The following is a 20,961-nucleotide window of genomic DNA, read 5'->3' as shown; positions in this document are numbered from 1 at the left end:
GTAGCCTAGCGGTTTCGCATCACGATCCGCCCTTCGACCGCCGGATCGATCCCGTGCTCGCGGGCGTAGGCGGCGAGCACCTCGTACTGGATGTCGGCCTCGCCGATCCGGTGGCGCTCCTCGAGCGTCGGGAACTCGTGGTCGGAGTGCAGGAGATACTCGGAGGTCGCCACCGTGTACGTCTCGTCGAGAGCGACCGGCTCGCCGCCGACTGTCGCCTCCACGACGAGCTCCGTATCGTCGTCCCAGACGACGCTCGCGTTCGAGACGTGTCCGTGCCACCAGTGCTCCTCGCCGAAGTCGACCTCGGGAGCGCCCATCTCGCGGAACAGCGAGAACAGCTCCCCGCCGGTCACCGACGTCAACACGACCGGCTCCTCGAACGGGATGAGACTGATCAGGTCGGCTTTCGTCACGTCGCCCTCCCAGGGGTCGCCCTGCCTGAGTCCGCCCGCGTTCGACAGCCCCACGTCGGCGTCGTGCGCCCAGCGGAACGCGTCGGCGACGAAGTTGCCGATCCGACACTCCCCGCCGTGGACGACGTCACCGGTCCGCGGGATCGGCTCCTCGACGTGGCCGACGACCTCGCCGAGGTCCGCCTCGCTCATGCGACTGGCCAGTCGCTCTCGGAGCTCCGGGACGGGCTCGGCTCCGTCCCGTTGGTGAAGCGTCGCCGTCGGGGTCGCCGCCGCGAGGTCGATCTCGGCGACCGCCTCACCGTTGACGCCCGGCCGAACGACGAGCGTCCCGTCGACGTACTCGTTGCGCGGGCTGTGGACGTGTCCGCCGAGGATCGCATCCACGTCGAGCGCGCGGGCGAGGTCGTCGTCGCCGACGCCGAGATGTGAGAGCACGACGACGTGGTCGGGATCGACCGCGGACTCGCGAAGGGCGTCGAGGGCGTCGCTCGCGGCGTCGACCGGCTCTTCGAACGACAGCGGCGCGGCCATCGGATTCAGCGAGTCGGTCGCTGGGTCGGTGAGGCCGACGAAACCGACGGTCGCGCCGTCGACGTTGCGAGTCGTCCACGGGACGACGCCCTGGTCGCGGCCGAACGGGTCGCCGCGCTCGTCGCGGACGTTCGCGGAGACGTACTCCACCGGCGCGTCGGCGACCAGCTCGCGGAGGGCGTCGGGGCCGTAGTCGAACTCGTGGTTCCCGAACGTGTCGAGAGCGGTGTCGGTGGCCGCGTAGAAATCGAGCGTCTGCCGGCCCTTCGAGACGAGCGAGAGCACGCCCGGTGCGGTGGTGTCGCCGGTGGCGACGACGGCGGCGTCGGGACCGTCCAGCGCGCGGATCCGCCCGGCGAGCCGGGCCGCCCGCTGGGGCGTGTCGAAGACGTTCTCGACGTCGGAGTAGTGGATCAGCCGAGCCATTCGCTGTCGGAACGGAGGACCGAGTCACGCTTAAAAATCGCGGAGTCGGCCTGAGGCCGTCACGAAGCGCGAGACGACCGCCACAAGGGGCGTGATCCGCGCTCGCACACCCGACGCGCATTGAAAGCGCTTTTATGGATGTCCGGATTACCTCGCTGTACAGCCTCTTCGGGGTTGATGATGTGCCGTTCCGATAGGGACCGACCACGGGACGGACACGCGAGCCCACGGAGAGGATAGGTGAACAACCATGGCAGTTTACGTAGATTACGACACCCCAGCCGACCTCGCAGAACGAGCGCTCGAGGCGCTCGAGGTCGCTCGAGACACCGGTACAGTAAAGAAAGGAACCAACGAGACCACGAAATCCGTCGAGCGCGGCAACGCCAAGCTCGTCTTCGTCGCCGAGGACGTCTCCCCGGAGGAGATCGTGATGCACCTCCCTGAACTCGCGGAGGAGAAGGGCATTCCGGTCGTCTTCGTCGACACGCAGGACGAGGTCGGCCACGCCGCAGGCCTCGAAGTCGGCTCTGCCGCCGCCGGGATCGTCGACGCCGGCGAGGCGGACGACGACGTCGAGGACATCGGCGAGAAGGTCGCGGAGCTTCGATAACTCACCATGAGCGCAGAAGAGGGAACCGGCGACTCGACCACTGCGGAGGTGATCGAGGTCGTCGGCAAAACCGGGATGCACGGCGAGGCCATGCAGGTCAAATGCCGCATCCAGGAAGGATCGAACCAGGGGCGTATCATCACCCGAAACGTCCTTGGCCCCGTCCGGCTGGGCGACGTGCTCCAGCTTCGAGAGACCCAGCGTGACGCCGACTCGATCGGAGGGCGATAACACATGGTCGAGAAACGCACCTGCGATTTCACCGGCGAGGAGATCGAGCCTGGAACGGGCACGATGTTCGTGAAGTCGGACGGGACGATCCTCCACTTCGTCGACTCGAAGGCGGAGAAGAACTACTTCCTCGGCCGCGAGGCGCGCGACCTCGAGTGGACCGAGGAGGGACGCTCGGAGGGCGGTGAGCAATGAGCCACCACCACGAGCGCACGTTCGTGATGGTGAAACCCGACGGCGTCCAGCGCGGCCTCATCGGGGAGATCGTCTCCCGATTCGAGGACCGCGGGCTGAAGCTCGTCGGCGGGAAGCTCATCGAGATCGACGAGGAGCTCGCACACGAGCACTACGGCGAACACGAGGGAAAACCGTTCTTCGACGGTCTCGTCGAGTTTATCACCTCCGGCCCCGTCTTCGCGATGGTGTGGGAGGGCGCGGACGCGACCCGACAGGTTCGTGCGATGGTCGGCGAGACGGACCCCGCCGAATCCGATCCGGGCACGATCCGCGGCGACTTCGGACTCGACCTCGGTCACAACGTGATCCACGCGTCGGACCACGAGGACGAGGGCGCGAACGAGCGCGAGATCGATCTGTTCTTCGACGACTCTGAACTCGCCGACTACACCCTCGACACCGCCGCCTGGGTGTACGAGGACGAACGCTAGCCGACCAGCCCCCTTTTCGAGATCCTCTCCTCCCGGAGAGCTACCGGCGTCCCGACACACCACGTTTCCGGTGAATCACGGCACGCGATCGACGGTCGTACGCGGACGCAAACCGTTTCGCGGTCGATCCCACACAGGCGTCGACGGTGGTGCGGCTATCCGCGCGGCATGAGTGCACGATAGTGGACAACGATCGGCTACGGATGTGACAGTGTTACACGTCCGTGCTGACTCGCAACGCTTTTGCGTCGGCCCTCACGACGGTTTACATGGCGACCGATTCAGGCCGATTCTCCGCGAAACTCGACGTGCCGGAAGCGTTGACGTTCGACGACGTACTGCTCAGACCCAAGGAGAGCCGCGTCGAACCCGACGACGCGGATCTCTCCTCGCGCGTCTCGAAGAACGTCGAGCTGACGGTTCCGGTGTTGTCGGCGGCGATGGACACGGTGACCGAAAGCGGTCTCGCGATCGCGATGGCGCGCGAGGGCGGGCTGGGCGTCCTCCATCGTAACATGACCGTCGAGGAGACCGTCGCCGAGGTCACCCGGATCAAGCGCGCTCACGAGCTGATCATCCGCCGCGAGAACGTCGTCACCGTCGACCCGTCCGACACGGTCAGCGAGGCCGACGCTCGGATGGAGCGCGAGGGCGTCTCGGGCGCGCCCGTCGTCGACGACGAGGACACGGTGCTCGGCATCATCTCCGGCACCGACATCCGCCCGTACCTCGAGGTCGGCGAGGAGGACGCGGTGCGCGAGGCGATGACCGATGAGGTGATCACCGCCTCCGAGGACGTAACCGCCCGCGAGGCGCTGGAGTTGATGTACGACCACAAGATCGAACGCGTCCCGATCGTCGACGACGACGACCGCCTCGTCGGGCTCGTCACGATGGGCGGGATCCTTCAGCGACGCGAACACGAGACCGCTGCTCGCGACGAGGACGGCCGCCTGCTCGCCGGCGTCGCGGTCGGCCCCTTCGAGGAGGAGCGCGCGGTCGCCGCAGACGAGGCGGGCGCGGACGTCCTCTTTATCGACTGTGCACACGCACACAACCTGAACGTGCTCGACTCGGCGGCGGCGATCAAAGCGACCGTCGACGCCGACGTGGTCGTCGGTAACGTCGGCACGCGAGAGGCCGCCGAGGCCGCCGTCGACTTCGCCGACGGGTTGAAAGTCGGCATCGGGCCGGGATCGATCTGTACGACGCGAGTCGTCTCCGGCGCGGGGATGCCACAGATCACGGCCATCTCGGAGGTCGCGGACGTCGCCGTCGAACACGACGTGCCCGTGACCGCCGACGGCGGGATCCGCTACTCCGGCGACGCGATCAAGGCAATCGCCGCGGGTGCCGACGCCGTGATGCTCGGGTCGTACTTCGCGGGCACCGAGGAAGCACCCGGGCGCGTGATCACGATGCAAGGGAAAAAGTACAAACAGTACCGCGGTATGGGATCGGTCGGCGCGATGAAATCCGGCGGCGGCGACCGGTACCTCAAAGAGGAGAGCGAGGACGAGGAGTTCGTCCCCGAGGGCGTCGAGGCGGCGACGCCGTACAAGGGAACGCTCGCCTCGGAGCTCCACCAGCTTACCGGCGGGATGCGGTCGGGAATGGGGTACGTCGGTGCGGACACGATCCCCGAAATGCACGACCGTGCGGAGTTCGTCCGCGTCTCCAGTGCGGGCCAGACGGAGGGGCACCCCCACGACGTGATGATCACTGACGAGGCACCGAACTACAGCCCCAACGAGTGAGGTGATTCGGGCCTCGGCACCGATGAACACAGACGTTAAGACACCGGTATCCCTGATCGAACCATGGACTCCGCCGAGCTGCGCCGGGTGCTCAAGGACGCGGGACTCTCGAAGTATCAGTCGCAGGCGTACACCTCCTTGCTGCGATTGGGGACCGCGAGCGCGACCGAGCTCGCCGGCGAGAGCGGCGTGCCCGCCGCCCGGATCTACGACGTCCTCCGGGACCTGGAGGACCGCGGCTACGTCGAGACGTACGACGGTGACAGCCTCCGTGCCCGAGCGTCCGACCCAGCGGAGGTGCTCGACGACCTTCGGAAGCGGTCCGAGGAGTTCTCGGCGGCCGCCGACGAGATAGAGACCCGCTGGGAGTCGCCGGCACTGGATCATCATCACGTCGACATCGTCAAGCGGTTCGACACGGTGTTCGAGCACGCCAGCGAGGCGATCGCGGACGCGAAAACGGAGGTCCAAGTCGCGGTCACGCCGGCGGAGTTCCGTCGGCTCCGGACGTCGCTCAAAAGCGCCCACGACAACGGGGCGATCGTCAAGGCGTCGATCCACACGGACGGCGACGCCGACATCGGTGATCTCGTCGCGGAGTACGAGGGGGTCGTCACGGAAGTTCGACATCGGACGCTGCCGACTCCGTTCGTCGCGATCGTCGACCGGACGACGACGTGCTTCTCGCCGCATCATCGGTCGGTAAACGAGTATGGCGTGCTCGTCGAGGATCTCTCGTTGACGTACGTGTTCCGATGGTACTTCGACACGAGCCTCTGGGAGGTGTGGGAGGTCGTGTACGACGACCGGTCCGACGACCCGCCGCGGTCGTACGCGAACCTCCGACGATTCGTTCGTGACGTCGACCCGATGCTCTCGGAAGGGATCGATGTCGACGTTACCGTCGAGGGGTCGGAGACGGGAACCGGAGACGACGTCACGGTTTCGGGGAGCGTCGTCGACCTCGTGTACGCCGGCGAGCCACGGCCCGACGGCGAGATCCCGATCGGACAGCTCGCCGGACAGGTGACCGTCGTGATCGATGACGGCGAGCGCCGCTGGTCCGTCGGAGGATGGGGTGCGGTTATCGAGGACGTCGAGGCGACGCGAATCACCGTCGACGCGTACGACGACTCCAAACGAGCCGGCTTGGAGGGGATCGATGTCTAGAACGGCCGGCAATCTACCGGTGATTATTTCCCCAACCATGGTGGACCAACATGTGGGAAAGAGGTATTTTGATATAGTGTGCGAAAATATACGAACCGTGAGCGTTCGTCGCCTCTCTGATCCCGTATGAGTGATCAACCGCCCGTGGTCCTCATAGCCGAGGACGAACCGGATCTCGCTGACCTCTACGCCGCGTGGCTCGGTGATACGTACCGAGTACGAACCGCATACGGCGGCCACGAGGCGCTCGAACAGTTGGACGACGACGTCGACGCGATCCTCCTTGACAGACGGATGCCGGGACTCTCCGGCGACGAGGTGCTCGTCTCCGTTCGCGAGCGGGGGATCGACTGCCGTGTCGCGATGGTAACGGCGGTCGAGCCGGACTTCGACATTCTCGAGATGGGGTTCGACGACTACCTCGTCAAACCGGTCACGAAGGAGGCGCTCCACGAGACGGTCGAGGGGTTGTTGCGACGGAGCGAGTACGACAGCGGCGTTCAGGAGCTGTTCGCGCTGACGTCGAAAAAGGCGATCCTCGAGTCCGAAAAGAGCGCGAGTGAGCTAGCAGAGAACCGAGAGTATCAGGACCTCACGGCGCGGATAACCGAGATCCGATCCGATCTCGATCGGACGATCGAGGAGGTCGATGAACACGACGAGTTCGAGAAGCTTTTCCAGGAGTTCGAGACGGACGAGTGAGCACGAACCGGTCGAAAGCGGTGAGAAGCCGACCGGTTTTGGGGACCACCGTCCGAATCCGTTCATCGCTACGCACGGATCGGCGTTAACCACCACTTGTCCTTCACGAGACTTTTCACGCGACGCAGCGTTGACGACACCGTGAACACGGTCGGAACGCTCGTGGTCGGTGCGGTGTTCGGGCTCGCCTTGGCGGCCCCACCGGGACCGATGAACGCGGTGATCGCCGAGGAGTCCGTCGTTCGTGGCTGGGTCGCGGGCGCCCGGGCGGGACTCGGTGCGGCGGTCGCCGACGTGCTGTTTTTCGCGCTCGCGTACGTCGGGCTCGTCGGGATCGTCGAGTCCGCGCCGCGGCTGCAGTCAGGGATGGTCGCCGTCGGCGGCGTGCTGATGTGTTACTTCGCGGTCGGTGCGGCACGGAGCGCCCGCGCCTCGTTCCGGCCAACCTCCGGCGGAGAGGCACGGATCGACGCCGGGAAGGGGTTCCGAAAGGCGCTGCTGTTGGCGCTGACGAACCCGTATCAGGTCCTGTTCTGGCTCACCGTCGGCGTCGGGCTGTTGCGTCCCGGTCGGCTCGACGTGCTCGCGTACGTGCCGGTGGTCGGTCCGGAGCTCTCGGGCACGCTCGTCGTCGCGACCGGATCGCCCGCGCTCATCGTCGGCTTCTTTCTCGGCGTGTTCGGCTGGGTGCTCGCATTCCCGGCGGCGCTCGTCGCCGCAGAGAGCCGACTGGAGACGTTCGCGCCGGTCGTCGCCGTGGGCTCCGCGGTCGTTCTCGCGGGGTTCGGCGTGTTCTTCCTCGTCGAGGCCGCGACGGCGCTGCTGTCGATCCGATGACCGGCCGAGCGTCCGCGTCGCGGCCGTCCCCGAACGGTGACCGCAGAGTGCTCGGGGCAGGATGGATAACGGCTTTCACGCGCCGGCGTGACCTGCGGGTATGTTCGAGAAATCGACGTGGATCAAGCTCCCGCGGAACGTGCTCGTAGGACACGGGGTCGCCGACGCGCTTGGCGAGGCCGTCGACGAGCTGTATCTGACGGGACGACCGCTGATCGTCACCAGTCCGACGCCGAACGAGATCGCGGGCGACCGAGTACGCGCACAGTTCGAGGACCCGGCGACGGCGGTCGTCGACTCCGCCTCGTTTCGCGCGGTCGAGGAGCTCATCGACACGGCCGAGGCGGTCGATCCCGGCCATCTGGTCGCCCTCGGCGGGGGGAAGCCGATAGACACGGCGAAGATGGCGGCGGATCATCTCGACGTCGGCTTCGTCTCCGTTCCCACCGTCGCCTCCCACGACGGGATCGTCTCGGGCCGGTCGTCGATCCCCGAAGGCGACACTCGCCACTCCGTCGCCGCCGACCCGCCCCTCGCGGTCGTCGCCGACACGGAACTGATCGCCGAGGCGCCGTGGCGACTCACGACCGCCGGCTGTGCGGACATCATCTCGAACTACACCGCCGTGAAAGACTGGCGACTCGCTCGCCGGCTCCGAAACGTCGAGTACAGCGAGTACGCTGGGGCGCTCTCCGAGATGACGGCCGAACTGCTCGTCGACAGCGCGGACACGATCAAACCCGGGCTAGAGGAGTCGGCGTGGATCGTGGTGAAGGCGCTCGTCTCCTCCGGCGTGGCGATGTCGATCGCGGGGTCGTCGCGTCCGGCGTCGGGAGCGGAACATCTCATCTCCCATCAGCTCGACCGGATCGCGCCCGGCAAGGCGCTCCACGGCCATCAGGTCGGCGTGGCGTCGATCATGACCGAGTTCCTCCACAGCGGGGAACAGGGTCGATGGATGGCGATCCGCGACGCGCTCGCATCGCTCGACGCGCCCACGACCGCCGACGAGTTGGGTATCGACGACGAGGAGTTGATCGAGGCGTTCACCGGCGCACACGAGATCCGCGACCGGTACACGATCCTCCAGGGCGGGATCAGCGAGGAGGCGGCGATCGAGGTGGCGACGACGACCGGGGTGATCTGACCGGCCGACCGAGACCGGGGAGTTCCGATCGAGACAGACGCGACCCCCACAGGCAGCGGCGACGGAATCCGAAGACGAAATACGGGGGCGGTACAACGACCTGATATGGCAATCGAAGGCGCGCGTTCGTGGGCGAAGCGTCGCCCGGGCGCGCTCACCGTCCTCCTCACGGTCGTCGGCTACGGCGCGGTGCTCGGCGCGTTTCTCGTGCCCGGATTTCAGGCGCTGTTCCCGGATCTCACGCGAGCGACCGTCGAGTTCCTTACCCACGCGATCGCCGCGGTGAACACGCTCACGATCGTTTCGCTGGCGCTCGGCTGGTACTGGATCCGTCGCGATCAGGTGCGAAAACACGCCGCCGCGATGGTGACCTCGTTCGTGCTCATCCTCGTGTTCCTCGGCATGTACGTCCCCCGGGTCGCCGGCGGCGGAACCAAGTACTTCGTCGGTCCCGACCTCGCGTACTACGCGTACCTGATCATGCTCGCGGTCCACATCCTCCTCTCCATCGTCTCGGTGCCCGTGGTCCTGTACGCCGTCATTCTCGGGCTCACTCACTCGGAACGAGAGCTTCGTACCGAAACCGTACACGCAAGGGTGGGGCGGATCGCCGTCGTCGCGTGGCTGCTCTCGCTCGTGCTCGGCGTTGTCACCTATCTCCTTTTGAACCACGTGTACGACTCCACGTTCGAGGCGGCGGCCGCAGCCCTCCTGCTCGGCGGGTTGTGACCATCGCACCTAAGCGATCCGAACCGGGGGTTTTTCACCGCCCGCCCGCGGACGGGCGTTCATGAGCCAGTCGGTGCGACGCGTCGCGGTCGTCGGGGACGACGCCGTACTTCCGGACGCTGTCGACGGTCTCGACGCGCTTCGAGACGTCGTCACGGACGCCGGGGGACGGCTCGTGGAGTCGCCCGAGGTCGACGGCGCGCTCGACGCGATCGTTGCGGTCGGGGAGGCGGCGGTTATCGACGCCGCACTGGCCGCGTCCCCGAGCGGTGACGACAGCGAAACGCCGGTGCTGCCGGTCGGTGTCGGTCGGCACGCCGTCCCGGGGACGGCCGCACCGGACGCGATACGGCAGCTGATCGCCGGCGAGACGCGAATCGTCGAGCACCCGGTCGTGTCAGTGAGCCTCGACGGCGATCTCGCCGGTCGCGCGGCGTTCGACGTCGCTCTCGTGGTCGACGAACCGGCACGGATCTCGGAGTACGGGGTGCAATTCCCGAACGGGTCCGGAGCGACCGTGCGAGCGGACGCGGTCGTCGTCGCCACACCGCTCGGAAGCGACGGGTACGCCGGTGCGGCCGGCGGACCCGTGCTCGAACCGGACACCGGGCTCGCCGTCGTCCCGGTCTCACCGTTCACGACCGGTGCGGAGACGTGGGTCGCGCCCGACTCGGTGACGCTGTCGGTCGAACGTGACGGGGAGCCGGTGTCGCTGATCATCGACGACACCCGTGCCGAGCGGGTTCCGGCGAACGAACCGGTCCGTATTCGGGGCAGCGGTCGCGTTCCACTGCTGTCGACTCCGGCGGCCCGCGACGATCGGTGAGCGCCGCCGATTGGAAAAACTCTAATGAGTCCTCCACGGAAAGGGTCGTATGGACCCACTGCAGTTCCTCGTTCCCCTCGACTGGCTGAACGTCGTCGGGCCGATCCTGCCGTTCGCGATCCTCGTGATGGCGATCGCGAACCTCGCGACGCGGCACGTCCAGCACAACCGGCACGTCGAACAGGGGAGCGCCGAGGACGACGTCGAACGGTACGCCCCACACGCGTTCACGAACATCGGACTCGTGCTGTTGAGCTTCCTGTTCGCGATCCACGCGCCGACCGGCGGTACGATCCTCGCCGTGCTGGTCGTCACATTGCTGCTCGCGGACTTGTTCGAGCTCGAGGCCCGCAACGTCGAGGCCCGCAACGACATGTCGATCGAAACCCCGAAAAGCGCGATCGCCGCGTCGCTGCTCGTCGTGTTTTACGCCGGCTACTACGCGCTGTACTTCCTCGTGGAGGATCTCGTCGGCGTCGTCATCGCCTGAACCGGCGGCTCGAGCGCCGCTTTTCACCCGACGAATCGGTCGCCGAGCGGCACGCCTAAGTCGGCCGTTCCCGTATCGCAGGGCGTGCAGGTCGTCGGATACGACACGGGTGTGTCCGGAGACGGGCGTGACAGGGAGCGTGACGCCAGCGACGCTCTCGCCGGGGGTCTCTACGTCGCGGACGGCGACGGGATCGAGTACGTCGACGCGAGCCCTGGTGCCGAGTTGGCGTTCGGACTGGAGGAACGACACTGCGCGGGGACGGTTCACGACGGCGACCACATCGCCTGCGAGGATCCGGACGCGCCGTACTGCGACGCGCACACGGACGTGTGGGTGTGTGCCCGCTGTACGGGGACGTGTTTAAAAGACGAGATGGACTGCCACGAGACGCACGCGATGTACCTTGCGGCGTTCGCGCCGGATGTGTTTAAAGTGGGCGTCACGCGAGAGTGGCGACTGGAGACGCGGCTTCGCGAACAGGGCGCGGACCGGGCGGCACACATCCGGGCGTTTCCGGACGGCCGGATCGCCCGAGAGGTCGAAGCGGAGCTGGCGAGCACGAGTGGGCTGGTCGACCGAGTGCGGGTGCCGACGAAGATCCGTGGAGTAAACCGGTCCGTCGATGGCGACGCGTGGCGAGCGCTGCTCGACCGGTTCGAGCCGATCGAGACGTACGCGTTCGAGTACGGCCTCGGGCTGACGGACCGGCCGGTTGCGGAGACGATGGCCGCCGGCGTCGTTCGCGGCTGGAAGGGACGGCTCCTCCTGTTGGACCGGAACGGGTCGACGTACGCCGTCGACGCGCGCGACCTCGTCGGCTACGAGCTGACGGCGGAGCCGCGCGAGCGCGAGCTCCAGTCGAGTCTCGGCGCGTTCGGGTGAACGCGAGCGACCGGTCGGGTCCGAGGACGCGGCACGGTGAGGCACACCTAAGTGGCGACCGACGTAAGAGGGGGTATGCCACCGAGCGTTCTCATGTTGGGGTGGGGGTATCCGCCGAACGTCACCGGCGGATTGGACGTCCATGTTGGGGAGCTGTTCTCTGGCCTGCGGGACGAGTTCGATGTCGACGCGAAGCTCATCGTGCCCGCGGAGCTCGCACCGGAGGACGAGCCCGGCGTCGAGGGCGTCGAAACCGGCGAGGGAGATATCGTCACCCGCGTCGGCCGCCTGTCGAACCGATTCGTCGAGCTCGCGCCGGAGTACGACATCGTCCACACCCACGACTGGTTCGGCTACGGACCGGGGCGGAGCGCAGCTCGGGAGTCGGATGCGATCTGGGTGTCGTCGTTCCACTCGCTGGCGAGCGACCGCAACATCGACCCGCCACAGCGGGAGGTCGAGGCCGAACGCCGGCTCGCAAACGCCGCGGACTGCAACATCGCGGTGAGCGAGATCGTTCGTGAGGACATTAAAGAGCTGTACGACGCCGACTCGCGAGTGGTGTACAACGGGTTCTCGACGCCGGAGTTCTCCGGAGCGGATGTCCGCGCGGAGCTTGGAATCGACGGAGAGATGCTGTTTTTCGTCGGTCGCCACACCGACCAGAAGGGGATCTCACACCTGTTGTACGCGATGAAGAAGCTCCGCCGTCCCGATACCACGCTCGTCGTCGGCGGATCGGGCCACCAGACCGAGCAGCTGAAGCGGTTCGTCGAACTGACCGGCATCGAGGACCGCGTCGAGTTCGTCGGCTACGTCCCCGAGTCGGAGCTCGGCGACTACTACGCCGCCTCCGACGCGTTCGTCTCGCCGTCGCTCGCGGAGCCGTTCGGCATCACGATTACCGAGGCGCTGGAGGCCGGGACGCAGGTCGTCTCGACGCGGTGTGGGGCCGCCGAGATCCTGCCGGACGACTGTCTCGTCGAGGTCGTGCCCGACTCGGAGTCGATCGTCGACGGTCTCGACGAAGCGCTCGACCGCGAGGAGCTGCCGGAGTACGATCGCCGCGACTGGTCCGCCGTCGCGGAGGACACGCTCGAGGTGTACGAGGACGTCGTGTGAGCGGTCAGGGAGTGGTGAGCGGTCAGGGAGTGGTGAGCGGTCAGGGAGTGGTGAGCCCCATGGCGTTCGTGGGGCCGCCTCGAACTCCGAACGCGATCGGTTGGGTCTAGAGAGTTTCGGACTTATATACGGTCGGAGCGAAAGCGTTACAGTATGAAACACGTCACGGCAGCGGAGTTGGGAGATCGGATCTTCATCCACCACAGCGACAACATCACCGTGTTCGATGAGGAGGCAATGGTGGTCGAACAGAGCCTGTATCAGGACCAGACATCGGGGGAAGAAACCACCCAGACACACGCGGACGACGAGGTGTATTTCATCGCTAGCGGATCAGGCACGATCAGAGTTGGAGCGGAAACTAGCGAAGTGAGCCCCGGAGACGTGATCTACGTCGATGGCGGGGTCGAGCACGGGTTTTTCGATATCGACGAAGAGATACGGGCGCTCAAAGTGTTTGCGAGCGCGTGATGCGTTTCGAGCGGCATGGAGTCCAGCAGCGAAACTCTGGAACTCGTTCGGGGGTGTCTCATCCGGCGGGATGAAGTCGCAATCAAGCTGCATCGGTAGTCCCGGTGTTGCCTCTCGGTCCACAAACGTGAGCTCTCGGGTGTCATAGCACTCTTGTTATGGTGTGTTTCACGATCACACACCAGACCAGCCGTACGATACTGCGTGCGCCGCGTTCGATGGCGGGCGTACGTCGCTCACGAGGGGGGATGGAGGGTTTATAAGCGATACCGTGGAGGGGTTGGTGTTCGTTTATAAGTGAGTCGCGAGAGCGATAGCTCCGCGACGAACGATCCGAAAGCCCCAGCCGCGACGGCTCGCGCGCCTTGCTGCGCTCCTCGGTCGCTCGCGGTGCTCGCTCCCTGTGGTGCTTACAGCGGCGGGCGTCGCCCCACCGGGAGACTGCGTCTCCCGAGCCCCCGCTCGCTCCGCTCGCGGGGATCACGGCTGCCCCTTTCAACCCCACCCGACCGCACCGCAACCGCACCTCACGCCTCCCCAGCCTCGCGGTTCGCGCTCTCTAGTAGTTAGCGAATCTTATTGAGGAATCCACTGAGGTGGTTGTCGATCCACGATGCAGCGAAACTCAGTTTCTCGGTCAGTTGATCGAACAGGTGGTCAAGGCGTTTCCGGTACTCGTCTTCGCCGTTGACGATCAGCGGCGAAGACTCCCACTTGAGACTCTTCCAGACAGGTTCGATTGGGTTGAGATCCGGGGAGCCAACCGGCAAGAACACCAGATCAATCCCAAGTTCGTGAGCACGCTTGCGCGTGTACTTACAGACGTGTGAGGAGAAGTTGTCCAAGACGAGCAGAATCCGCTTGCCGGGATTCTGCTCGCGGATCTCCTCGAAACAGCCGCAGATCTGTTCTTTCTTCTGGTTCGGTGGGAACGACAGCACGCTCTCTCCGTTGAGCGCATAGAACCCGGCCGCTGGTGTATCGATTTTCACCAGCGGCCGGGTGATATGTGGATCATCGACCGTGTACAGTCGCTGAGAATTGTCCCAGGGTTGTGGATGCGAGATATCGAAAAACCCCACCACAGTCCCGCCATCAGTGCAGATATCTTCATCGGAGCTCCACTCCTCTTCATCGTCATCATCGTCACTCTCGCGCTTGTTGTGTGGTTGGTCATGAGCATCCTCGTCGAACGCGTACTCAACGCGTTCGTCGAGGATTTCTTCGGCGTTATCGGGTCGATCAGGCCGTTTTGTCCGAGGAATGGCGTAGGAAAGGCCGAGATTGTCTAGAAATTCCGGAAGGTAGTGTGGGTGATATTCGACATCGAACTCATCGTCGAGAAGGTGCTGGATCTCCTGTTTTTTCCACGGTTGACCTTCACGCAGGAGGTCAATGAGTTCGTCTTGTTGGTCTTCGTCGAGCTTCGGGGGCCGACCGCCCCCGAAGTTCGGAGTAAGTTTACCGAGGCCTCCTTCGTTCCAGCGAGTGACCCAGTTCGTGGCGGTGCCCTCAGATCTCCCGACGTCATCAGCGGCTTCCTTCAGCGTGGCACCTTTGTACAGCCGTTTGAGAAAGACGAGGCGTTCGAATTCCTTCTGATCGTCCGCCTCACCGAGGAGCCGATCCAGATCCTCTTCACTCAGGTGCCGCACGATTTTCTTCTCTCGTCCAGTCACTACACGAAAGAGATTCTTCTCCTCAATAACTTTGCCGAATCACTACCGAGCGCTCACCGCGTCCCTCGCACGCGCTCCTCGCGCTCTTTCCAGAGCGCTCGGAGGCGCGCGCCGACCGCCCGCCGTCACCTGATAACCGAACAATGCTCTGCTGTGTGGTTGCGGTGGCGCGCGCCGCGAGCGGGCCTTCGGCCCGTGAGCGAGCGCGCGAGGGAGACCGGAGGGGCCGCCGAGCGTTCCGGCGGCCCCTCCGGTCGAGGCTGGGGTGGTCCGAGGCTGCGGTGCGGGGCGGGACTGGAAGGGGCAGTCGCGAGGGCGAAGCCCGGCGAAGCAAGCACTGCAAGGAGCGAGCGAAGTGAGCGACTGAAGCGCGCAGCGAGCCGCGCGAGCCGTCGCGGCTGGGGCTTCCAAGTCGGTCTCTGCTCCACCGCTCACTTATATACCACTCCTCACCACGCTGAATACACCTTTATAAACCACACATCGATTCTCGTATGCGCAATATACGCCCGACATCGATCGCTGCGATGGCTGCACCGAGCAGTGGTTCTGTCGGTGTAAACTGTTCTATGACATCCTCATACACGTAGGGCAGGGAGAGGCCACTCGACGACCCGTGTGTACGACCGCACACACTGGATCCAAGTCGTACGCACGAACGTGGATCCAACGCGCGAGTGAGCCGCCAACGTACGCACGGAACTGAAAGATTCATGGGGACGGGGGTCGCGATTCGAGGTATGACGAGCGTCAAGGAGTTTCGCGTCGCCGAGCCAGCGACCGCCGACGAGCTCGGTCGTGGCCGGTTCGCGTTCACCGACGCGTACTCCGTCTTCGACTGGGGCCAGATGCCCGACCCGATCCCGAAGAAGGGAGCGAGCCTCTGTACGATGGGCGCATTCAACTTCGAGCTGCTCGAACGTGAGAGCGTCCCGACCCACTACCGCGGCGTCGTGGATCCGGCGGCGATGGCTGCCGGAGCCGATCCGGAGGGCGCGGTCGGCCCCCTCGCGGAGGCGAGCGCGCCGCCGACCGAGATGGCGATCGAGCTGACGCAGGTCCCGGAGCTCCCGTACGAGGGGCCTGACGCCGGCTACGACTACGACGCGTTCCACGACGCCGGCGGCGAGAACTATCTCGTTCCGCTCGAGGTCGTCTTCCGGAACACCGTGCCGATCGGCTCCAGCCTCAGAGCGCGTCGTGAACCTGCGGAGTTCGACCTGCCGTTCGACGACTGGCCCGACGAGCCGGTCGACCTCCCCGAGCCGGTCGTCGAGTTCTCCACCAAGTACGAGGAGCAGGATCGCTACCTCTCCCGCGAGGAGGCCGACGAAATCGCCGGCCATGCCGACGTCGACGCGCTTGGCGACCTCGCCCGGGACGTGAACCGCGTCGTCACCGACCGAGGCGAATCCGCCGGGTTCGTCCACGAGGACGGGAAGATCGAGTGTCTGTACGTTGACGGGGAGCCCCGGGTCGCGGACGTCGTCGGCACGTTCGACGAGAACCGCTTCTCCTACGACGGCCAGCAGGTGTCGAAGGAGGTCGTCCGCCAGTGGTACAAACGAAATGACCCGGACTGGGTCGACGCCGTTGGCGAGGCGAAAGCCGCCGTGGCGGATCGTGACGTCGCCGACTGGCGCGAGATCTGCGAATCGACCCCGACTACGCTCCCGGCGGACGTGCTCGATGCGATCTCGGCGATGTACACCGCCGGCGCGAACGCATACACCGGAACCCCGTGGTTCGACGCGCCACCCGTCGACGAGGCCGTCAACGCGGTTCGGAGCTTATAAATCGACTGCGCAACACTCCGGCCGTGCGACCACCGACTACACGAGGTCAACGTCTCGCCCATTCGAGCATCCGCTTATAAAATGGGTCGGTGGAGAGCGCGGTGGCATCGCCGACGAGCGTCAACTCCTTTTTGGCTCGTGTGAGCGCAACGTTCACGCGGCGGTGGTCCTCGAAGATCGGCCCGTCGAGATCGCCGGTGGCGACGAAGGAGACGACGACCACCTCCTTCGAGGAGCCCTGGAACCGGTCGACCGTGTCGACCGTGACGTCAGTGCGGCGACCGATCTCCGCGACCTGTGCGCGGAACGGCGCGATCACGCCGATTTCGTCCGGGTCGACACCGGCCGCGAGGTACGCGTCGACGACCTCGGCAACGCGCTCGGCCTCCCGCACGTTGCGGTTCCCATCCCGGGAGCCGTCCGGATCGATGAAGTTCACACCGCGACCCAGCTCGGGCGGAAGCTCGTCGACCGAAACGTCGAGCTCCGCGATCGTCTGCCCGGCGACCGCGGGGGTCGCCGGACGCAACGCGCCGTCGTAAAACTCCGTGGATGCGAACGCCTGGATCCGCTGGCTCATCCGGTACTGGCGGTCGAGCATGACGCTTGCGTCCGGATACGTCTCGATCAGCCGCTGGAACAGCGACCGCTGGAGTTCGTTTTCGGCCCGCACCACCGGCGGGAGCTGCTCGTGGTCGCCGACCAGCACGAACCGGTCGGCGAGCGTGATCGCGGCGTGTGTGCTCGGCTCCGTGAGCTGTGACGCCTCGTCGACGACCGCGACGTCGAACTCGCACTCCCTGAGCACTCGCGACCCACACGCCGCCGTCGTCGCGGCGACCACGGAGGCGTTTCTGAGCTCGCCCGCCTTCTCGGTCGGGTCGCCGCGCTGGACGAGCCGAACGTCCTGCATATCGCCGCGAACGCCGGTTTCAGTGCCGACTCGTAACACGTCCTCGAACCCCTGATCTCGCACCGCTTCGAGCGCGTTGTCGACCGCGCGGTTCGTGAACGCCGCGAGCAACACCCGCTCGCCCGAATTGGCGAGCGCACGGATCGTCCGGGCGATCGTGTACGTCTTACCCGTGCCCGGTGGACCGTGGATCAGCGCACAGTCCTCCGCGTCGACTGCGAGCCGCACCGCCTCGTTCTGTGCGTCGTTGTTGTCGATGTACGCGCCGTCGCCCGTGCCCGGAACTACCGTCTTCCGGCCGAACTCGGGCTCGCGCCGCCCGAAGACGACGTCCTTGCGATCGGGATCACCTTTTAAAACGGCGTCGTGAAGCGCGGTGAGCATCCGGTCGACGGAGATCTCCGACGGGTACACGTCGAGCCGGCGAAGCTCGACTCGCTCGTCCGTCTCGACGACGACCTCGTCGTCGAGCCTGCGGATCCGAGCGAGCTCCGCGTGACCGTCGACCGGGTCGCCGTCGCTCGCGAGCGCGACGTCCCCTTCACGAAGCTTCGAGACCGCGTCGTCCGGTTTACGCGCCCGGAGCTCCCAGCGATGCTCCGCGATCGCCGTCTCCGACACCGGCTCCAGATCGATCAGCGCGCGGTCGTCCGCGGCCCGCTCCGCGGGCGTCTGCTCCCAGAGCTTCCGGTACTCCGCATGTGTCTCGCGACGCTCCTCCTCGATCGCGGTGTAAAAGCGATCGAAGTACTGGATCTCCTCGTCGGGGACGGTGGTGCCGACGCGTCCCGCCTTCGACTCCTGATCCAGCCGGCCGGAGACGACCATGCAGGTGTCCTGCTCGAAGCAGTAGCTGCAGTTCGCGTCCGCTTCGTACCCCGTGGGGATCGTCGGACGGTCGCCGGCCTCGTTGAGCGCGCGCCACTCCATCGCGGCGAGCGCGTTGCGCTCTCTGACGACGAAGTTCAACAATCCGTCCCCGACGGAAAACTCCTTGGCTGGCGCAAGGTCACCGGACGCCTCGGTCCGGTCGAGGGCAGTGTTTTTCGTGTACAGCAGAGTCCCGATGTCGGGATCGATCCCGCGCTCCTCGAGCATGAGCGCGTAACACGCCGCCTGGATCTTGTCGTGAAATCGTGGCTCTCGTTTCGTGTTCTTGCCGGTTTTGAGCTCGACGGGCGTGCCGCGACGAAGGGCGTCGGCCCGCCCTTTGAGGCCGAACGTTGGCGAGATGAGGGTGAACTCCGAGCGCCACGTGTCCTCGTCGGTAAGCGTTCCCTGTGCGAGCCAGCCTTCGATCGCCGCGGCGTTGCGCCGCACCTCGTCCTCGACTTCGGTCGGCTCGTAGCCGAGGAGTCCGAGCTCGAGTCCCGCCTCCTCGACCCGGTCGACGACCGATTCCTTCAGATCCATCCCTCGGAGGAGGTCGCCGAACACCTCGTGGACGATCGTTCCCTTCACCACCGGATAGTTGAGCGGGACCCCCGAGAGCTTGTTCAGATAGTACATCCGAGGACACTGCACCCACGAGCGGATGCCGGTCACGTCGACGAGAAAATCGGGCTCCAGCACGACCCAGGAGTCGGCGGTCGTCGCGTATCGGGTCGCACCGTCGAACTCCTCCTTCTCTCCGTCGACGACCAGCAGTTCCATCCCCGGTTCGGCGTGATCCGCGGTCTCGGTCCACTTCCCCCACAGCGTCACGTCGACTGCCTCGGCCGCACCGCCTTCCGGTCGGATCCGCAGCTCGCGGAGCTCCCGATCACCGTACGATGTCGACACCGTTCGCGTCTCTCCAACGGAGAGGATCGGCCCCCGAACGTTCACGGCCTCACTCCTCGCCGACCGCGAAAAACGCTGTCGGTGAGACGGATCCAACCGACTCCCGTGGATCTCCGTGCGGAGTCGTCTCTGTCATTTGATCGTGTCCAAGAACCCGAGCCATCGTTTGTGGTCGTCGATCGATGTTGCGTTTGCCGTATCAGCGAACTCCGGCTGCCGAATGTTCTCGAGCGCGTTGATCGCGCGGTCGATGCCGGTGATCTCGTTCGCAAGCGCCTCGGCACGCTCGCGGTCGATCGATCCGGTTTCGATCCGCTCGACTCGCGTTTCACGCTCCGCGCGAAGCGTTCGGAGCGCTTCCCCCACGACCTCCATCGTATCCGGTGGGATCCGGTCAACCTTCCGGCTCTCGACGAGGAACTCCCGAAGATCGATCTCGTCGCCGTGGATATCGAGGGTCTCCGGAACGGACGCGCCGACAGTCGCGCTCTGTCTGTTGACACGTTTGAGCAACGCTTCGCGCTCGTCCTCATCCATGTCGGCTTATCCGGCCGGCTCGTTCAAAAGGATTCCTTCGGTACACACTATTTTCGGGAGGTAAATGCGCGTTTTCTTTCGATATCAGTTTGGATATTTTGAAGAGGATGGTTATAACTTGTCCTGTTGATCGCAAGACGGCATAGGAGCGGGGTCAGTAATTCGGCGAGCCATGGCGTTAGAAGCGGTATTCTGGATACAGAAGATGCAGTAGCGGTGGCTAAAGGTGGCTGTCGAAGAGTCAGAACTATGGTAGCTAGCGATCTTGTTCTGATGACGACGGCGATACCTCTCCCGGATACGTCCGGAGAAGGGGAGCAGGCGGCGAGCCCTAACTCGCCGCCTGCGTGAGGTTATGCACGATGCACTTCCGCGTGAGCTCCCGGAACTGGCCGTGCCAAGTCCGGGAGCGTAGTTTCTCGCCGTCGTCTTCCTTCAACTGCGAGAAGCCCGTTTCACTCATCCACCGCTGGTTGTAGTCCTCGTTCATCCGGGCGTTGTGAGCCTTCTGAAGCGGTGTCTGCTCTCTGTGTTTGATCAACGGTCGCGTCGAGTTGGAGCGACACTCCTCGCGGAGCTCACCCCACGAGTAGTTCGCATCAGCGGACAGGACCCGCAGGTCTTCCGCGTTCCGGCGGAAGACCTGCATCCCGATATGGCCGTCCCACGCCTTCTGCGTGGTGAAATGAACGTCTTTGATCGCTAGTGAGTTCGCGTCGATCAAGATCGTCGTCTTCATCGACTGGAACGAGTAGTTCGCGCGGTCGCGGTAGTGGTAGCTGGTCTGATCGCGTTGGAAGCCACTGGCGTCGATTGCAGCTTCACCGCTCCAGCCCGCCTGCTCCGCCGAAGCGCGGAGCAGGCGGCGGAGTTCACGCATCTGGTACTCTTTCTCCCAGCGACAGAGGGTCGTATGGTCTGGCGAGGCTTCGAGATTCAGTTCCTCACGGATGGCGAGAGAATCGTTAAACCACGCTTCGGTCTCGCGGAAGCTTTTGTCGAGTTCAGCGTGCATGAGAATCAAGGCGATCTGAACCCACTCGGCGAACCCGCTGTCGCCGTCCGGCGCAGCGGGTTCGTCTGGGTTATCAGCGTGCTGTTTAGCAAGGTGCTTACACTTCTTCACCAGCGGTCGTTTCGACCTCATACCGCAAGACAGCGTCCAATTCCTCCGTCAATTTCACGAAATCACTCGCAGACCGACTGCACAGTCCGCTGATCGGACCCGCA

At 65.2% G+C, this 20,961-nt stretch carries 21 protein-coding genes; 16 read left to right on the top strand and 5 right to left on the bottom strand.

Translation table 11 applies throughout. From position 1 onward, the window contains the following. Nucleotides 1-5: 5 nt before the first annotated feature. On the bottom strand, nucleotides 6-1,376 hold the full coding sequence (locus tag ACYQ0R_RS08270) for a bifunctional metallophosphatase/5'-nucleotidase (protein ID WP_459822371.1): 1,371 nt from the start codon (nucleotides 1,374-1,376) through the stop codon (nucleotides 6-8). A 250-nt stretch (nucleotides 1,377-1,626) separates the two neighbouring features. Between ACYQ0R_RS08270 and rpl7ae the strand changes: the two genes are divergently transcribed. From rpl7ae to ACYQ0R_RS08195, 15 genes are all read left to right on the top strand, one after another. Continuing rightward, entirely contained in the window at nucleotides 1,627-1,989 is a 363-nt protein-coding gene (gene rpl7ae, locus ACYQ0R_RS08265; RefSeq protein WP_459822369.1) for a 50S ribosomal protein L7Ae, read from the top strand. Between the two features lie 6 nt (nucleotides 1,990-1,995). Then, nucleotides 1,996-2,220 carry a 30S ribosomal protein S28e gene (locus tag ACYQ0R_RS08260; protein ID WP_004595321.1) on the top strand — a complete coding sequence of 75 codons (225 nt, stop codon included), beginning with the start codon at nucleotides 1,996-1,998 and terminating at the stop codon, nucleotides 2,218-2,220. A 3-nt stretch (nucleotides 2,221-2,223) separates the two neighbouring features. Then, a complete protein-coding gene (locus tag ACYQ0R_RS08255) occupies nucleotides 2,224-2,415 on the top strand; it encodes a 50S ribosomal protein L24e (RefSeq protein WP_459822365.1) in 192 nt (63 codons plus the stop codon). Further along, nucleotides 2,412-2,888 carry a nucleoside-diphosphate kinase gene (gene ndk, locus ACYQ0R_RS08250; RefSeq protein ID WP_459822363.1) on the top strand — a complete coding sequence of 159 codons (477 nt, stop codon included), beginning with the start codon at nucleotides 2,412-2,414 and terminating at the stop codon, nucleotides 2,886-2,888. The genes ACYQ0R_RS08255 and ndk overlap by 4 nt, the downstream gene beginning before the upstream one ends. Nucleotides 2,889-3,157: 269 nt before the next feature. Next, a complete protein-coding gene (gene guaB, locus ACYQ0R_RS08245) occupies nucleotides 3,158-4,645 on the top strand; it encodes an IMP dehydrogenase (RefSeq protein ID WP_459822361.1) in 1,488 nt (495 codons plus the stop codon). Nucleotides 4,646-4,708: 63 nt separating this feature from the next. Further along, nucleotides 4,709-5,815 carry a TrmB family transcriptional regulator gene (locus ACYQ0R_RS08240; protein ID WP_459822359.1) on the top strand — a complete coding sequence of 369 codons (1,107 nt, stop codon included), beginning with the start codon at nucleotides 4,709-4,711 and terminating at the stop codon, nucleotides 5,813-5,815. 126 nt (nucleotides 5,816-5,941) lie between these two features. Continuing rightward, nucleotides 5,942-6,517, top strand: a complete 576-nt coding sequence (locus ACYQ0R_RS08235; protein WP_459822357.1) for a HalX domain-containing protein — start codon at nucleotides 5,942-5,944, stop codon at nucleotides 6,515-6,517. Between the two features lie 141 nt (nucleotides 6,518-6,658). After that, a complete protein-coding gene (locus ACYQ0R_RS08230; protein WP_459822355.1) occupies nucleotides 6,659-7,354 on the top strand; it encodes a LysE family translocator in 696 nt (231 codons plus the stop codon). A 100-nt stretch (nucleotides 7,355-7,454) separates the two neighbouring features. Continuing rightward, nucleotides 7,455-8,501, top strand: coding sequence for an NAD(P)-dependent glycerol-1-phosphate dehydrogenase (locus ACYQ0R_RS08225; RefSeq protein ID WP_459822352.1), 1,047 nt, complete (start codon nucleotides 7,455-7,457; stop codon nucleotides 8,499-8,501). A gap of 105 nt (nucleotides 8,502-8,606) precedes the next feature. Next, entirely contained in the window at nucleotides 8,607-9,230 is a 624-nt protein-coding gene (locus tag ACYQ0R_RS08220; protein ID WP_459822350.1) for a DUF420 domain-containing protein, read from the top strand. Between the two features lie 61 nt (nucleotides 9,231-9,291). Beyond that, complete coding sequence (locus ACYQ0R_RS08215) at nucleotides 9,292-10,056, top strand: diacylglycerol kinase catalytic domain-containing protein (RefSeq protein ID WP_459822348.1); 765 nt, start codon at nucleotides 9,292-9,294, stop codon at nucleotides 10,054-10,056. A 49-nt stretch (nucleotides 10,057-10,105) separates the two neighbouring features. Continuing rightward, nucleotides 10,106-10,546, top strand: coding sequence for a DUF7313 family protein (locus ACYQ0R_RS08210; protein ID WP_459822346.1), 441 nt, complete (start codon nucleotides 10,106-10,108; stop codon nucleotides 10,544-10,546). 84 nt (nucleotides 10,547-10,630) lie between these two features. Then, the gene (locus ACYQ0R_RS08205; RefSeq protein WP_459822344.1) at nucleotides 10,631-11,431 is read left to right on the top strand and encodes a DUF2797 domain-containing protein; all 801 of its coding nucleotides are present in this window, start codon (nucleotides 10,631-10,633) and stop codon (nucleotides 11,429-11,431) included. Between the two features lie 93 nt (nucleotides 11,432-11,524). Beyond that, nucleotides 11,525-12,553, top strand: a complete 1,029-nt coding sequence (locus tag ACYQ0R_RS08200; RefSeq protein ID WP_459825714.1) for a glycosyltransferase family 4 protein — start codon at nucleotides 11,525-11,527, stop codon at nucleotides 12,551-12,553. Between the two features lie 153 nt (nucleotides 12,554-12,706). Next, nucleotides 12,707-13,024: a cupin domain-containing protein gene (locus tag ACYQ0R_RS08195; RefSeq protein ID WP_459822342.1), complete on the top strand. Its 318-nt coding sequence runs from the start codon at nucleotides 12,707-12,709 to the stop codon at nucleotides 13,022-13,024. A gap of 566 nt (nucleotides 13,025-13,590) precedes the next feature. Here the strand turns inward: ACYQ0R_RS08195 and ACYQ0R_RS08190 are convergent. Then, nucleotides 13,591-14,703, bottom strand: coding sequence for an IS630 family transposase (locus ACYQ0R_RS08190; RefSeq protein ID WP_459822340.1), 1,113 nt, complete (start codon nucleotides 14,701-14,703; stop codon nucleotides 13,591-13,593). Between the two features lie 740 nt (nucleotides 14,704-15,443). Between ACYQ0R_RS08190 and ACYQ0R_RS08185 the strand changes: the two genes are divergently transcribed. After that, nucleotides 15,444-16,499, top strand: coding sequence for a phosphoribosylaminoimidazolesuccinocarboxamide synthase (locus ACYQ0R_RS08185; RefSeq protein ID WP_459822338.1), 1,056 nt, complete (start codon nucleotides 15,444-15,446; stop codon nucleotides 16,497-16,499). Between the two features lie 46 nt (nucleotides 16,500-16,545). On the opposite strand, the gene ACYQ0R_RS08180 is transcribed toward ACYQ0R_RS08185, so the two are convergent. The 3 genes from ACYQ0R_RS08180 to ACYQ0R_RS08170 form a co-directional block, all read right to left on the bottom strand. After that, nucleotides 16,546-19,239 carry an AAA domain-containing protein gene (locus tag ACYQ0R_RS08180; RefSeq protein ID WP_459822336.1) on the bottom strand — a complete coding sequence of 898 codons (2,694 nt, stop codon included), beginning with the start codon at nucleotides 19,237-19,239 and terminating at the stop codon, nucleotides 16,546-16,548. Between the two features lie 87 nt (nucleotides 19,240-19,326). After that, nucleotides 19,327-19,731, bottom strand: a complete 405-nt coding sequence (locus ACYQ0R_RS08175) for a DUF5788 family protein (RefSeq protein WP_459822334.1) — start codon at nucleotides 19,729-19,731, stop codon at nucleotides 19,327-19,329. Nucleotides 19,732-20,062: 331 nt separating this feature from the next. After that, complete coding sequence (locus ACYQ0R_RS08170) at nucleotides 20,063-20,878, bottom strand: IS5 family transposase (protein WP_459822332.1); 816 nt, start codon at nucleotides 20,876-20,878, stop codon at nucleotides 20,063-20,065. Nucleotides 20,879-20,961: the final 83 nt, after the last annotated feature.

It is taken from the genome of Halorubrum luteum, assembly GCF_054652935.1.
Note: the sequence above shows the minus strand (reverse complement) of the source record. Positions and strands in the feature narration are given on the sequence as shown.